The sequence below is a fragment of the Tychonema sp. LEGE 07196 genome (assembly GCF_963890365.1).
Taxonomy (GTDB): Bacteria; Cyanobacteriota; Cyanobacteriia; order Cyanobacteriales; family Microcoleaceae; genus Microcoleus.
Genome location: NZ_CAWPRX010000006.1, coordinates 1 through 15,090, shown reverse-complemented (window position 1 = coordinate 15,090; position 15,090 = coordinate 1). Strand labels below are relative to the sequence as shown.

Below are 15,090 nucleotides of genomic sequence, written 5' to 3'. Positions count from 1 at the left end.
ATAGCTTCGCTTCACGCGCTTGAGGATACCTATTGTGTCAAACTTAGTTCAACGCTTAGAAATAACCGCTCACCCGCAACTGGAAAAATCCCTCGGTTATCGAGGAGACAGCCGCTGGGTAGCCTGGGGTTGGGAACCAGACATCGACCAAATTATTTCCAGCGACGGCAAAACAGTCGGCACCGGCAATAATATGGCTTGGCTGGTGTTTTTGCAGCACGATTTAGTTCAGCCTGCTGTACGAGAATACAACTTCGGTGAGGGCGATCGCTACTGGCTGCTTTTAGACAGAGAAACTAGAATTCTCTACGCCGGCGAAGAGAAAGCAGTGCAGAATCTGCTCGAACAGCCGGAAAGTTTAGCTTTGTTAGCTTGTCTCGATGGCGGCCAGAGTTCCCTACCAAACCCTGAAACTTGGCAGCAAACGCTATCTAAACTAACCGCCAAAAAAGCCTTTCGCAACCTGACAAACGCCATTCCTTTCGGCATCGCAGCCGCTTTGATAGGTGCTTTAGGAGTCGGAACCGGACTCTGGGTTGTCCCGGCGGTGCAACAGAAACTAGCCGAAAAAACAACTTTTATTTCCCCAATTAGTTCTAGCGCCAACTGCGGGATTGGCGGTTCCGACGATTTTTCGTCTTATGTCGGTTCGTCAAAGGGAAATAAAGAGCTTCACTTAATCGGCGTTTACGAAGCAAATGCCGCTCACGGGAACGGAAAAAGAGCGAAAAGCACTATTGAAGTCAAAGTAGAACGCCGAAACAAGCCAATAATTCTTGCACTTTCCGCCTACGAACCGATTAACTGGAACCTTACTGTAGAACCCGGAGCAGTTATCGAGAAAATCATTGTTAACGGATACCACAACCAAACTGTTTCTGGAGTTTCTGGAATTCCCATAGAAGAGCACAGTTACGAAGAAACCGGAGAGCATATGGGCAACTTTATCTACAAGTGGAATGCTACTCCTGAAAGTGGCGAAAATGACTCTCTAGTCACCAAATTGGAACAGATAAACCGCACAAGTTTAACTTCTTTTCAAGGATGCTATCGAGGTACGAACTTTAGTATTAAATGAGCGCAGCGACAGAAAGTGAAGAGTTAAAACCGAGTCGGATTGAATCAAAAAACCCGCGCGGGCGGGTTTTTTATTAACATTTAAAATTATTGATATTATATGGTAAAATATCAACTCCGGTAGATTGCCGTAACAAAAATGATTGTTATACCAATTTTAAAAAAGAATGCAACAGTGTTCTTGTCCCCCCCCTTTACAAGGGGGGGCTAGGGGGGGTCGAAGAGTGTTGCACGATTTTAGAAAAATGGTATTAGTAGTGCGGACTAAGGTGTGCACTACGAAGCAGTTTTATCGTTTTTAACAGACCGGGCGCGATATAATATGCCGTAGTGTCGTTATCAATTGTCATATAAGATCCGGTAAATTTCACACCATCAATAAGGTTTGTAGTGAGGGATTTAGTTTTTATTGATGCGGACTAAGCTTATCACAACCAACCCTTTTAATTGTAAGTTTTTTTTCGGTTCAATATCAATTTCTAGTTCTAACAATGCTAATAAAAACTCTATGAAATACTGGTACGAAACCCTCGCAGTAGCGCAGCGAATTTTAATTGAATTGGGAAGACGGCGGCGCAGCTTAGTATTGTGGAGTATTTTCCCAATTTCTATCTTGCTAATTAACGCTTTAATTTTAAAAGAACGGGCTAATCTCACTACAGACAAAGCCTTTGAAAGTGCCGCACCTGCAAGTTTAGTAGGAGCGGCTTTATTTTTTAGCTGTCTCGGCGGCAGCGTAGCAACGGTGGTTTCAGAGCGAGAACAGCACACTCTCAAACGCTTGTTTATTTCCCCCTTGAGTGGCACTTCTTACTTTTTAGGAATTTTTCTGGCTCACAGTTGTATCGGAATCGGTCAGGTAATCTTAGTATATGCGATCGCCTCTTTTTTGGGAGCAAAATTTCAAGGCTCTATTCTGTTAGGATGCGCGATTATTTTGCTGAGTATTATATCTTACGTAGGAGTCGGCTTTATTCTCGGCACGCAGTTTGCGAGGCGCACTGAAGATGTCAACTCGCTAGTAGCGGCTTTCGGCGTTCCTTTGTTAATTTTAGGAGGAGCATTTTTGCCTGCTTCGCTTTTTCCCAAAACTCTGCTGGATATCGCCCAGTACAATCCAATTTATCACATGAACGAAGCGCTGATGGGTGTATGGGCTGGCGGCAAAAATTTTGCTGATATTGAATCGCACTTCTGGTTTTTGTTTATTTTTGCTATGTTAATGCTCGGAGGCGGATGGATGTCTTATCGGCGGATGTTGAGAGTGGAAAGAAGACTTTAAGTAAGACCGAAGAAACCGGGTTTTTTACTGAATTTGTGGGCGAAAACGCCGTATTTGTCGTAAAAAACCCGGTTTCTAGGTAACTCTGTGCGATCGTACTATTAAACTTAAGGAGATGTAAAATTTTGCTGCAAATAGAAAAGCTCAATAAATCCTACGGCCGGCGTTCAGTGCTTAAAGATTTAACACTGCACATTCAAAAAGGAGAAATTTACGGTTTGCTCGGGCCAAACGGGGCGGGAAAAACTACAACTATCAATATTTTATGCAGTTTGCTAAATGCTGACAGCGGCAAAGTTTCTATCAATGGCGAACCTGTTTCGGAGTCTACTAAATTGTTAATAGGTGTAGCACCACAGGAAAATTTGCTTTACAAAAGCCTTAGCTGCGAAGAAAATCTCAATTTTTTTGCTCAAATTTATGCTTTAGACCGCAAGCAGCGCCGCTATCAAGTTGAACAATGTTTAAAGGCTGTAAATTTGACTGATAGAGCTCAAAGTCCGGTGGAAACTTTGAGCGGAGGGATGCAGCGCCGTTTGAATATTGCGGTGGCTTTGGTACACCAGCCTAAATTAGTAATTTTAGATGAACCGACAACGGGTTTAGATATTGAGGCTCGTTATGAAATTTGGGAGTTGATTCAGCGCTTGCAATCGGAAGGTATTACAATTTTGCTGACTACTCATTTGTTGGATGAAGCTGAGCGTTTGTGTCAAAAAATTGGAATTTTAAAGAATGGTAGTATTGTGGCTGAGGGCAGTTTGGAGGAGTTGCAAAAACTGATTCCGGCTCAGGAAATTATTGTTGTTAAAACTGCGGAGGAAGAAAAGGCGATCGCCCGCGCTGCAAAATACGGTTTCATTCCCCGCCGCTACGGTAGCGATTTGGCTTTTTGGCTGCCGGAACGTTTGGAATTAAAAGAGATTATTTTGCTTTTTGATGGGATTTCTATTTCTTCGATCGCTCGGTATCCGGTGCGGTTAGAACATATTTATGTCGAGGTGACGAAACAAAGCGAACAATGACACAGACAAGGGAGGATTGGCCCGTACCATCCACGAGCCCTACAAAATCCTTCGCGCCGAGAGAGTCAAAGCATCTGCATTACCAGGCAGAGCCTGGTAACTGTTGACTGTTGACTGTTAAGAGGGCGGGCCCGCACCATCCACCGCCCCTACTGACTGTTGACTGTTGACTGGTAACTGTTGACTGTTGACTGTTGACTCGATTTTATTATTCCGATGCAACCGGAATTGATATAAGTATGAGTTTAGACCGCTTTTGCCCACGATTGCCAAGTTTCCATCAGGCGGAAACCGACTGATTCATAAAGCTTTGTCGCGCCTGTCAAACTGTCAGCATCGACGCTGAGTTTAGCGGTATTTGCACCCGCTGCTTTTAAGGTGTGCAATCCGGCTAACAACATTGCTTTTCCTAAACCCATTTTCCGAAAGTCGCGCCGCGTTCCCAATAGTTCAATCCAGCCGTCTTTTGTGCCGCTGCGGGGATTTTTTTGGGGTTTGATTTGACAGTCGCAGAAAGCTGCAAATTTACGTGAAGCGAAGCTATCCCGCAGGGAATCGCCCGAAACAGCAATTAAATCTAATTCCGGCTGATAATTTTCGTCTTGCATCCAGTAGCGCACGATTTCGGCAGTTAAATCGTGGTGGTTCCAGTGATCGATAAATGACTGGTTGAACATTTCTACCCAGGGTTGGATGTCTTGTTCTCCCGATACGTGTGTCAGCGCAAAGTCTGCGGGAAATTCGGGTGTGGGAATGGGTTCGGCGAGCGATCGCGCCATTGTGAGAAAATAGCGATCGACTTCAAAGCCCTGTTTCTCTAACAGCAGCATCAGATCGGTTTTATCCTCACGGCTGTAGGTGTGCAATTTGGCGGGCAAATTGCGTTTTTTTCCTACTTCGCCCAGGCGTGTTTCTCCCCATTTAATTATGTCTTTTTCTAAGCCTTCACCCCGTACATTTGGATGCACGTAAAACCAGAGACAAGCTTCTATTTCATCGGTGGAATCTGGCATATCTAACAGTGCAAAACCGATGAGTTTGCAGTTACCGTCTTCCCACAATTGGACATCGCGGGCTTTGTCGAGTTGGGGGGCGTCAAGGATCAGCTTTAGTTCAGTTGCTGAAACTTCTTCGCCTAGTCGATCGACTGTTTCGCAATCATCGATTAAATTTGCGATCGCGCACCAGTCACTTTCGCCCTTGTAGGAGCGTGTTGTCAAGATATTCATAAAAAACTTACAATCCGTAATTTCGGAATGTTCCTGTTAATCGGTATTGGCAAATGAGTAGAGTAATTATGACATTTTGCACAAATGTCAGTAACAGTCAAGATGGCTGTTCCACAAAAAATTAATTTAGGGTGTAACAAGTCAGAAAGCCTGTCACACAATAAATCAATGTTTTTTTGGGGCGGCAGCAGTCCGCACCTCAACTGATTTTAGTATTAGAGAATGATGTTGATAAAACTCATAAACCTGTTTATATCACCCAGGCTTTCAGGTTTTATCTCATAGCGCAATCATAAAAATTGTTTAGCCCATTTGGGCATTTTTTTTATTGGATTCTGTGGCCAGAGGAACGCCCAACCTTTGCAAGCAGCGTCCTCGAAGTTATCAAAGCTGGTGCTTAAGTAACTGTTGTTTAAATAAATTTAATGCAGCTAACTAAAGAAGTTTTCACCCCCACCGGGTCGTTGATTTTTACTTTTGCTCTATCTTACAACAAATCCTGTTTCAAGAATTTGTTGCTGCTTCTTTTGACTCACCCGATCGGGGGAGGGGAACAGTTGAAGTTCTTAAAAAGTTCCCTAAGTCAACTATAACCGCTCAGGTTTTTTTTGGCAAGTTCGATCTGAGGGGAGTTTTGTTAGTATTAGCCCGATCCTGGTTTAGACGGCAGAAGCAGCGCGCTTTGAAGCGTTCGCAAGTATAGTTTTGATAACTTTTTGCCAGACTTGAAGATTTAACTTTATCCGAACGTTAAACTGACGTTAAACTGCTTTCTGGGATTTGTGTGAGGTAAATATGCTTGACAACCTCGATTTAGATATTTCGCTGGATAAAGAAACCTATGAGGCCAAAATCGAAGTTTTAATGCAGCAGTTGCGATCGCTCCAACAAACCTGCTGGGAAAAAAAAATGCCCGCAATCATCGTACTCGAAGGCTGGGCCGCTGCGGGCAAAGGCGCACTCGTCAAAAAAATGGTGGGTTACATGGACCCGCGCGGCTTTACCGTGCACCCGATTTGGCCGCCGTCAGAGGCAGAAATGCACTATCCTTTTCTGTGGCGGTTTTGGCAGAAACTCCCAGCCCGCGGTCGGATTGGCTTTTTTTATCACAGTTGGTACACTCATCTTTTAGAAGACCGGTTGTTCGAGAGAGTCTCCGAGGCCGAAGTACCGACAATCATCAGACAAATCAACGCCTTCGAGCGAATGATGGTAAACGACGGCGCGGCAATTGCCAAATTTTGGATTCATCTGAGCAAAAAAGAACTCAAACATCGGCTTAAAAAACTAGAAGACGATACTTTACAAGCTTGGCGAGTGCGGCCGGAAGATTGGAAACAAGCCAAAAAATATCAAGAATACACAACTTTGGCCGAAGAAATGATAACTCAAACCGGCACGGGCCCGGCACCTTGGACGCTAGTAGAAGGCGACTGTCAGCGCTGGGCGAGAGTCAAAGTTTTAACGCAAATGGCAGCCAAAATTACAGAAGCCTTAGACACACAGCCAGCGCAATCTGCACCCCTGAAACTGCCGCCTCAAGAAAAGTTGCAACCCACCGAACCAGACTTGCTCGCCCAAGTAGATTTAACTCTATCCTTGTCGCCAGACGAATACAAACACGAACTTCGCGAAGCACAAACGAGTTTTGGCGAACTGCAACAAAGCATCCACGAAAAGGAAATCCCCGTGTTAGTGCTGTTTGAAGGCTGGGATGCGGCCGGTAAAGGAGGTGCGATCAAACGTTTGACGGACATCCTAGACCCCCGCAGTTACTCCGTCAATGCCTTTGCTGCGCCGACGGACGAAGAAAAAGCTCACCACTATCTCTGGCGCTTCTGGCGGGAGTTGCCGACTGCTGGTAAAATCAGCATTTACGATCGCAGTTGGTATGGTAGAGTCCTCGTCGAACGAGTCGAAGGATTTGCCACCGAACTCGAATGGCGTCGAGCTTACCAGGAAATCAACGAATTTGAGGAGCAACTCACCAGTTTCGGTTGTGTCTTAGTTAAATTCTGGCTGCACATCAGTCCCGACGAGGAACTAAAGCGGTTTACAGACCGAAAAAATAATCCATTTAAACAATACAAACTCACTCAAGAAGATTGGCGGAATCGAGAAAAGTGGAATTATTATGAAGTGGCGGTAAATCAAATGATTCAGCGCACCAGCACGCCGACAGCTCCCTGGACGCTAATTGCGGCCGATAACAAGTATTATGCTCGTGTTAAAGTAATTCAAACGGTAACGCAGGCAATTCGGAATCAACTGAAACGCCTATAAATTGGGATTGGTAAATGGGTAACAGATAATGGGAAAATAGCAGGCAGCAGAAAGCAGGCTGGAATTACCAATTTTACAGGCTGCTGGCTCGCTCCATTAGCAATTACCAATCAACCATTTCCAATTATCAATTACCAATTAACTCTCAGCAATCTGTAACCCGCCCCAAAACGGGTACCGTGTCCCGACTATCTTGTTTGGAGATTCTAACATTTTAGAGCGAAGTGCCAGCTCCCAGATCGATCTGTGGAGTCAATCTAAAATCTAAAATTATTCAATTCTTCAATCGATTGACTGGAAGTAGCGGGCTTGCAGCCTGCAACCCATAGTTGAGAGCTGAGGGGAATCGAACCTTTCTGAGAAATGCGATCGGACTGGGTTATTGGCAAAAATTAAAAACCACCGATACCAGTATTTCCTCGCGCAGCTAAATGCGCGATCGTTTCCAGACTTCCGTACTAATTTATGAAGACACAGAATATTGCAAGATGCCAGAACTTTTAGCTCGCATTCTATTTCTATTCCTCCTCTTCTCACTGATCAAATCGTGGTGGGATCAATCAGGAGGCAAAGACAATCCGTTAATAGACAGGCTGCGCGTTTTGCTGCTGATCAGCCTTTTGTTCCTGGCTTTTTTCGCGCCAGACACGCCAGTCGGAGCAGCGATTTTCGGCCTCATAGCCTTCTTCTTTAAGCCGCTTGGTTTTTCGATCACCCTGCTGGTGATTGCATCGGCGCTGATTACTAACGGAGGCATCCGCAACCCGGCACCGAGAATGATCCTGGCAGCATTGCTAGTTTTGATCCTTTCGAGTATGCCAGTTGTCGCTTACTGGTTCGCCGATCAAGCTGAACGGGATGCGGCTGCTCGCACAGTTTGCTGCGACGAAACAGCGGCGGCGATCGTCCTCCTCGGTAAGGGAACGACTAACGGTCACACCGCAAACCAAGAAGCGATTCAAATGGCAGAGACAGGCAATCGCCTGCCCTACGCTGCCGTTTTGTACAAAAAACAATTAGCACCTTTGGTGATTGTTACCGCCGGGCCCAGACCAGATTTACAGAATTCTACTGGCGAAGCTAAGGATATCCAGACTTTGCTGGCCACCAACATGGGCGTGCCGCGCACCAGTATCGTTCTTGACGATAACGGCCGCAACATACGCACCAGCGCCGAGGAAGTGAGAAAGATCCTCGACAGCCGCGGCGTTGGGCGTAAAGTAATCCTGGTAACATCTGCGATTCAGATGCGCCGTGCCAGCCTAGCTTTTGCAAATATGGGCATCCAGGTGATTCCCAGAGCTACCGACTTCTACACTTACCAGCCCGTGTCAGGAGGGAAATCGAGACTGCGCTTAGACGCGGCAGATTTTCTGCCTAATGCAGAAGCTTTGGTAACTACGACGCGAGTATTCGATGAATATTTCGGGTCTTTTTATTACTATATGCGCGGCTGGCAGGCTCCCAGAGCCTAAAGTGGCAAGTTGCTGGTGTTTTTCTTAGGCAACAGCGACTGCTCCCCAGATTGGTTTAACATCTCATGAGAATGAGGCCTTTGTGGGGAGCTGTAATTTCTTAGTCCTGCGGGGTCGCCGACAGCAAAGTTGGCAGTTAACAAGAACACGACCCAAAATATAGGCGCTTCCCACTGGGATTTTTTTGGGGCTGGCGCTTCTGGGGATTTGACAGATAAAACGTTGATTTTGATGTCTAATAAGCCCTCGACTTCTTTGCCTTTGAGAACTCCGTCTTTACATACGCCCTTAAAAGTCAGGGGAGCGGGTTTTGGTGCTTCTTCTGCTTTTGCTGCTTCTGGCATTGTTTGATCCTGGTTTTGGTGAATCGGGTTGGGTAGTCATTCTTAAAGGTTCGGGGGTTTTCCGGGCCGGATTCCACGAACTCTTTGAGAATTAAGTTAAATATGCACCCCGCCCCTGGCTGGGGATTAAACAGAAGAACCTGAAGGCCTTTCAAGTTACTGCTGGTTGGTTGTGGGTCACAGCGCTGTCAGCCAAGCTGCTTATTATATATCTGGGTGAAAGAGAGGTTTTTATGCAAAGACAGATTTTTTCTCAAAAATTGTCAATAAATTTATTATCTCCGCGCCGATGAAAATGTCAATAGGTTTAAAGCAGAGTTTGCTTTGTATCACGTAAGTAACAGTGTTTCTGGCAATACCTCTCAAGTGACGCAATTATTTTAAGAAACTGATTTCTGGCTGAGATAATTTTTATTTTTATAGTTTCAATATAATATTGGAAATAACAGACTGCATAAGGGTTTAAAGTTGGCCTGCTGTTGCATTGTTTTTTTGAAAATGGTATTGAAAGCGCGATCGGACTGTTAATATAAAATCTCAAACTATCCAAATGTATGTGATGAAGTTTGACAATACATAAGTCTTTACCGATCGAGCGCAACGGATCTTTCGCTGGCTGCTGTGATAGCTTTACACTCTGTGACACCGCATCGGTATCGGTTGATTTGCGCCTACGGACTAATCGACAGTGAAAAAATCCACTAGCAAACTATCTTCCCTGCAACCAGAACAACTGGCAGCTTGGGCAAAAGAGGCAATTAATCGCAGTAAATCCGGCCAAGTCCCCGCATACGTACCTCTGCTTGCGGAAGCCGAAAAAGAATGGTTTGCCGTGCAAATTCGGGCAATTGACGGTAACATTTTGAGCTGGGGCAGCATTGCTAAAACATTTCCGCTGATGAGCGCGGTCAAGCCCTTCGTGCTGCTTTACTTGCTGTGCGAATTGGGCGAAAAAACGGTTTTTGACTGCGCGGGGTGCGATCCTTCGGAAATGCCTTTCAATTCCCTGACTCAACTGGAAACAGATGGAGGGAAGCCGAGAAATCCGATGATTAATAGCGGGGCGATCGCCCTAGCGTCTCTGATTCCCGGTAACAATGCTGTGGCGCGCTGTCAAAACTTGCAAACTTGGCTGAACCAACAAGCAAACAGTCAGTTATTTGTTGACGAGTTAATGCTGGATTCAGTCAATCAAAAGCGGAATCAAAATAATCGGGATCTCGCCTTAGCAATGCTCAAATTTGGTTATCTGCAAAACGCGGAAATTGCCCTAGAAACCTACAATCGAGTTTGTTGTTTGTCGGGAAATGTGGAGGATTTGGCTAAGCTGGGAATGCTGTTGGTAAAGAGTGACGAAGCACTTTGGGAAAACTGTCGCACTGTCAAAGCGCTGATGGCTACTTGCGGTTTGTATGAAGCATCCGGTCGTTTTGCGCTGCGGGTGGGACTGCCGGCCAAGTCGGGAGTTAGCGGGGCAATGCTTTCGGTAATTCCGGGCGAAGGTGCGATCGGCTGTTACAGTCCGCCCCTAGATCGAGAGGGAAATTCTGTCGGTGGCTTATTTCTATTGGAACAAATAGCTAAAGCTTTGCGGCTGAGCGTATTTGATTAGATAAGATTGCTGTTGAATTGCTCTTAATTTCCTTGAGTTATTGCGGGGAAATATTTGGCTGTCTGGGATTGGGGATTTGGAAGGTCGATCGACCTTTTCATATCATATCCGATCGATTACCATCACAAAAACAGTTCGCAGTGCGGCGGGCCAATTACCCGCCCCACAAAAAGATTGAGCTTAATATTGAGGAACAGAGGAATCTACTTCTTGACTCCAAGCATTAATCCCGCCCTTAACATTAATCCCCTCAATTCCCGCTTCCTTCAAAATGCCCAAGGCCTTCGCAGAACGCCCGCCCATTTTGCAGTGTGCAATCAAGCGGTGCCCGTTCAACAATTCCTTGACTTTTGCAACACCTTCGCCGTGTTCGATATCCGGTAAAGGCACCAAAACCGACCCAGGAATTTGAGCAATTTGATACTCGTTGGGATTGCGAACATCCAACAGTACAAAATCCTTCGCACCGCTGTCGATCAACTTTTTAAGTTCGGTGACAGTCATCTCAGGAATTTGCTGTTGTTTTTGTGCTTCTACGTCTTTAGCTTGAGGAATGCCGCAGAATTGTTCGTAATCGATTAATTTTTCAATTACGGGGCGCACTGGATTCGGCCGCAGTTTCAATTCGCGGAATGTCATTTCTAGGGCATTGTAAAGCAACAATCTGCCGCTCAAGGTTGTGCCTTGACCCAAGATAATTTTGATAGCTTCCGTTGCTTGGATAGAACCGATAATGCCGCACAAAACGCCTAAAACGCCACCTTCGGCACAGGAAGGAACCATCCCTGGAGGGGGGGGTTCGGGGTACAAATCGCGGTAATTCGGGCCACCTTGGTAGTTGAAAACTGTGGCTTGTCCTTCAAATCGGAAGATGGAACCGTAGATGTTGGGTTTGTTTAACAGGACTGCAACGTCGTTCATCAAATAGCGAGTCGGGAAGTTGTCCGTGCCGTCGATGATGATATCGTAGGGAGTGGCAATGCCGATCGCATTTTCGGAACTAACGTGAGTATTGTACAAATCAACTTGACAAAAAGGATTAATTTCTAAAATCCGATTTTTCGCCGAATCAATCTTCGGCTTCCCAACCCAAGAAGTGCCGTGGATGACTTGGCGCTGCAAGTTGGAATGGTCAACAACATCAAAGTCTACAATCCCAATGCGGCCAACACCGGCGGCTGCTAAATACAGCAACAGCGGCGAACCGAGTCCTCCCGTACCGATGCAGAGCACGCTGGCTGCTTTGAGGCGCTTCTGCCCTTCCAATCCAACTTCTGGGAGGATGAGGTGGCGAGAGTAGCGTTCGTATTCTTGTTTGTTGAGCTGGATCTCGTCCAGATTAGGATTTAGCATGATATTCTGTTATAGGCCGATTTTGAATTATATCCTATCTAAATTTTTCGCATTTTTGCGTGTTTGTTATTTTTACTAACTATTTCTTAATCTGAGTCGGTTCGACTGCGACAATTTCCTCTGCTTGAAAGTAGCCCTCGGAGTCGAGACTCCAACTGCGTAGTTCTTGTGAACTGCCTTGTCGGACGGACACTATGATGTATGAGTATTTGGCCCAGGCCAATGTGCGATCGCACTCCGAGGGTACTGCCGGACAATCCGTGTGAGAATGATATATGCCGATGATGTCTAAATTGCGATCGCGCGCGTGTTTCATCGCCTGCAACATATCTTCAGGTTTAATAGCATATCTCCGTTGTTCTGTCAATTCTTTTTGTTCTGGCCAGTTCTCTTCAGCTTCGGCACTCCAAGCGTTGTCAGTCGGCACAACTTCTACTACAGTTTTCACACTTTCTGCGATCGTACCTAACAATAAACCGCAGCATTCTTCTGGATAAGCGCTTTCGCCGTGGGTGCGGATTGATAACAGGTGTTCGGGGGTAAGTGCGATTTTTTGCATTTTATTTTAGGCTTTTTTTTAATGAACCGCGAAGACGCTAAGGACGCGAAGGAAGAGAGGAGAAGGGAAGAGAAGGAGTTGATGTAAGTGTGTGTATAATTCGTGAATCTATGGTGGGCCGCGCACACCCTACCGGTTTATCTATGTGTACAATGTACCCATAATTTGTAACTGTAGGGTGTGCACTCCACGCCTTATATCAAATCCGGTAGCATCGTCCTGTATTCATATCTCTATTCTCTCTCTCTGTGTCCTCTGTGTTCTAGCACCGGTTAAATCACTCCGATGCAACGGTCAACGATATTACGGGTGATTGCTATCAAGTTGGTGTTTGCTGCAATTCGGGCCGTTCGTCTGGGACGATCGCATTTTCGACTGGACAGACTTGCAAACAAATGCCGCAGTCTATGCAGGTATCAAAATCAATCCAATACCAATCGGTGCCTTTGACGTTTTTGCCAGGGCCTGGGTGAATGCAAGCCACCGGACAAGCGCCGACACAATCAGCAACTCCTTCGCAGATATTTGTAACGATAGTGTGCGCCATGTTTCTATTTTAGATTTTAGTTTTTAGTTTTTAGATTTGACATTATATCATGTCTGTCTAATTACAACAATACAATAGGTTCGTTGTGATGACTTTGGTCAAGATGATTTTTGGCTGACTAAAGTCCTCACTACGAACCTATTTTTTGCGGATTTAATTCCGCACTAGGAACCTGTTTTTTGCGGATTTAATTCCGCACTAGGAACCGTCTTTGTTATAACTAATTGGGGGGACGTAATGTTAGGAGTTAGCTTGACAATCGAGCTTAATTTACTGTTTCAATTGTTGCAGCGCCTTCGGCATTTACCCAGGCAATTTGACCAATTCTACGATCGCGTGCGTATTCCCTGGCCGCCTCTTCGTTTTCCCTATTCTCTAAATCTATCTCTACCCGGATTGGGGGACTGGACTCTCTGAGTTTGCGGGCATAATCAAAGGCTGCTGCGGCTGCTTCAGGAGTTTGAGGCACGATCAACCATTCGCTGGCTGGTGTCTCTGCGGGCAATTGACCCCCTGTTAGCAATACTTGGTGCAAATCTTCGATATTCAGACAAAACCCGATGCCGGGGGAGTTTTGGCCTTGGGGATCGAACAGTCCCAACAGTCTATCGTACCGCCCGCCTTGTCCTAAAACTCGCTGTCCGCTTTTGCTGCTGCTGACAACTTCAAACACTATTCCAGTGTAGTAGTCAAAGGTTTGAATTAAACTCAAATCGAGGTGGATGTGAGATTTTAAATTGGGGATTTTTGCTTGACATTTTTCCAGCAGTTCGATCGCACTTTTGAGTTCATTTAACGCCGCTTGCTGTGGTACATCTAAATCCAGCTTCGCCACAATCTCCAATACATCTTCCGGGCGGCCGCGCAGGTCAAACAACAGCAGAGCTCTTTCTCGCAATTCGTCAGAAAGCGGCAATGTTTCCAAGGCTATGCGATCGAGATTGGCGATCGCGTGGCGCACTTTTTGCCGCACGTTTGGCGCAAACGGTTCTAGCAATGTTGCTGTCAAGCCCGCTTCTCCTAGCACCAAATGCCAGTCATCAATTTCTAGGTTTTGCAAGCACTCAGACAGCAGCAGCAGCACTTCCGCATCCGCAACGCTTCCCCCCGCGCCGAGGAGTTCTACCCCGGCTTGATAGAACTCCTGTTGCCCGCCGGAACCCGTATCTGTTCCTTTGCGGAAGACGTTGGCGTTGTAGTAGAGGCGCTGGGGCTGCCAGCGTGTCCCGGACATCCGCATCGCAGCCGCGCGGGCGATGGATGCTGTCAATTCTGGCCGCAAGCCGAGTTCTCCATCTTCGGCATCTTGGAGTTGAATTAAGGTCGATCGGTCGATCGCGCCCCCAGCCATCAATGTCTCCAGCCTTTCTAGAGTAGAGGTAATAATCCGGTGATAGCCCCAGCGGTGAAACACCTGCTGCAAGCGCCGTTCGATCGAAATTTTTTGAGCAACGTCAAGGGGCAATAAATCTCTTGCACCGGATGGGGGTTGGTGAACCATATCAATTTTAGAGTTTAGACTTTAGATTTTAGATTGGGCTTAGAAGCTTAGCTTTAGGGACGGTGTTAAAGTCGAACGTGGCAAGCCTAACATTCGACTTTAACAAATTAAGGTATCATATCGATTTTAGATTTTAGATTTTAGATTGGGCTTAGAAGCTTAGCTTTAGGGGACGGTGTTAAAGTCGAAGCAGGCAAGCTTAACCTTCGACTTTAACAAATTAAGGCGTGATCGCGTTTTGGTTTGCATGGGAATAATCATTTTTCCCCTCAGTGCGATCGTCCCGCTCTTTCTGGATCACCTGCGATCGCGGGACGATCGCACTGACGATATAATTCCGATTGCGATCGGATGTGATATCACCCACTCTTGATTCTTTTGAGCAAGATCGCTTCACTGCTGAGCAGTTTACCAATTTCTAAATATTCCTGACTCACAACTCATAACTTCTCACTTCTTCTTCCCGCCAAACAAACTTGCAAAAAATCCGGGTTTATCATCACCTTTTTTGGCTTTTGAGGCAGCTTGTTCGAGCTTTTTCTTAACCTCCAAAGCCGTCGGTTCTTCAGGATTTGATGCCAAAGCTTTGTTCATCTCAAGTTTCGCCATTGTCGCTTGATTTTGCTCAAAGTAACACATTGCTAACATAGCGTGAGCCTTGCTGTGTTTTGGAGCGCGCTTCAGGGCTTCCCTCAACTCCAAACTTGCTTTAGCGTAATTTTTGCTGTCCATAAATCCTTGAGCTCGGCGGCAATAGGGTTCGATATGCGGCTCTGTTACCGGAATTGGGGTTGGGGTTGGGG

14 protein-coding genes are annotated in these 15,090 nt (G+C 46.0%); 6 read left to right on the top strand and 8 right to left on the bottom strand.

Annotated features, from left to right (window positions below; translation table 11 throughout):
* Positions 1–34 precede the first annotated feature (34 nt).
* The 3 genes from AACV78_RS00680 to AACV78_RS00670 all read left to right on the top strand — a co-directional run bounded on the left by AACV78_RS00680 (position 35) and on the right by AACV78_RS00670 (position 3,384).
* Positions 35–1,078: a hypothetical protein gene (locus AACV78_RS00680; protein WP_194010865.1), complete on the top strand. Its 1,044-nt coding sequence runs from the start codon at positions 35–37 to the stop codon at positions 1,076–1,078.
* Between the two features lie 507 nt (positions 1,079–1,585).
* Positions 1,586–2,359 (top strand): ABC transporter permease, encoded by a 774-nt coding sequence (locus AACV78_RS00675; RefSeq protein WP_194010866.1) that lies wholly within the window; start codon positions 1,586–1,588, stop codon positions 2,357–2,359.
* Between the two features lie 125 nt (positions 2,360–2,484).
* Positions 2,485–3,384 carry an ABC transporter ATP-binding protein gene (locus AACV78_RS00670; RefSeq protein ID WP_194010867.1) on the top strand — a complete coding sequence of 300 codons (900 nt, stop codon included), beginning with the start codon at positions 2,485–2,487 and terminating at the stop codon, positions 3,382–3,384.
* Between the two features lie 245 nt (positions 3,385–3,629).
* On the opposite strand, the gene AACV78_RS00665 is transcribed toward AACV78_RS00670, so the two are convergent.
* A complete protein-coding gene (locus AACV78_RS00665) occupies positions 3,630–4,613 on the bottom strand; it encodes a GNAT family N-acetyltransferase (RefSeq protein ID WP_194010868.1) in 984 nt (327 codons plus the stop codon).
* 795 nt (positions 4,614–5,408) lie between these two features.
* Between AACV78_RS00665 and pap the strand changes: the two genes are divergently transcribed.
* Positions 5,409–6,896 carry a polyphosphate:AMP phosphotransferase gene (gene pap, locus AACV78_RS00660; RefSeq protein WP_194010869.1) on the top strand — a complete coding sequence of 496 codons (1,488 nt, stop codon included), beginning with the start codon at positions 5,409–5,411 and terminating at the stop codon, positions 6,894–6,896.
* Positions 6,897–7,327: 431 nt separating this feature from the next.
* On the top strand, positions 7,328–8,371 hold the full coding sequence (locus tag AACV78_RS00655) for a YdcF family protein (RefSeq protein ID WP_339383400.1): 1,044 nt from the start codon (positions 7,328–7,330) through the stop codon (positions 8,369–8,371).
* Here the strand turns inward: AACV78_RS00655 and AACV78_RS00650 are convergent.
* Positions 8,368–8,715, bottom strand: coding sequence for a hypothetical protein (locus AACV78_RS00650; protein ID WP_194010870.1), 348 nt, complete (start codon positions 8,713–8,715; stop codon positions 8,368–8,370). The two genes, AACV78_RS00655 and AACV78_RS00650, sit on opposite strands and share 4 nt — an antisense overlap.
* Positions 8,716–9,403: 688 nt before the next feature.
* Between AACV78_RS00650 and glsA the strand changes: the two genes are divergently transcribed.
* Positions 9,404–10,327: a glutaminase A gene (gene glsA / locus AACV78_RS00645; RefSeq protein ID WP_194010871.1), complete on the top strand. Its 924-nt coding sequence runs from the start codon at positions 9,404–9,406 to the stop codon at positions 10,325–10,327.
* Between the two features lie 180 nt (positions 10,328–10,507).
* On the opposite strand, the gene moeB is transcribed toward glsA, so the two are convergent.
* From moeB to AACV78_RS00615, 6 genes are all read right to left on the bottom strand, one after another.
* The gene (gene moeB, locus AACV78_RS00640) at positions 10,508–11,680 is read right to left on the bottom strand and encodes a molybdopterin-synthase adenylyltransferase MoeB (protein ID WP_194010872.1); all 1,173 of its coding nucleotides are present in this window, start codon (positions 11,678–11,680) and stop codon (positions 10,508–10,510) included.
* Between the two features lie 79 nt (positions 11,681–11,759).
* Complete coding sequence (locus AACV78_RS00635; RefSeq protein ID WP_194010873.1) at positions 11,760–12,239, bottom strand: M67 family metallopeptidase; 480 nt, start codon at positions 12,237–12,239, stop codon at positions 11,760–11,762.
* 319 nt (positions 12,240–12,558) lie between these two features.
* Positions 12,559–12,786, bottom strand: coding sequence for a ferredoxin family protein (locus tag AACV78_RS00630; RefSeq protein WP_194010874.1), 228 nt, complete (start codon positions 12,784–12,786; stop codon positions 12,559–12,561).
* A gap of 265 nt (positions 12,787–13,051) precedes the next feature.
* On the bottom strand, positions 13,052–14,287 hold the full coding sequence (locus AACV78_RS00625; RefSeq protein WP_194010875.1) for an ATP phosphoribosyltransferase regulatory subunit: 1,236 nt from the start codon (positions 14,285–14,287) through the stop codon (positions 13,052–13,054).
* Positions 14,288–14,507: 220 nt separating this feature from the next.
* Positions 14,508–14,654, bottom strand: a complete 147-nt coding sequence (locus tag AACV78_RS00620; RefSeq protein ID WP_194010876.1) for a hypothetical protein — start codon at positions 14,652–14,654, stop codon at positions 14,508–14,510.
* Positions 14,655–14,737: 83 nt separating this feature from the next.
* A partial coding sequence (locus AACV78_RS00615; RefSeq protein ID WP_194010877.1) for a tetratricopeptide repeat protein occupies positions 14,738–15,090 on the bottom strand: 353 nt, incomplete at its 5' end.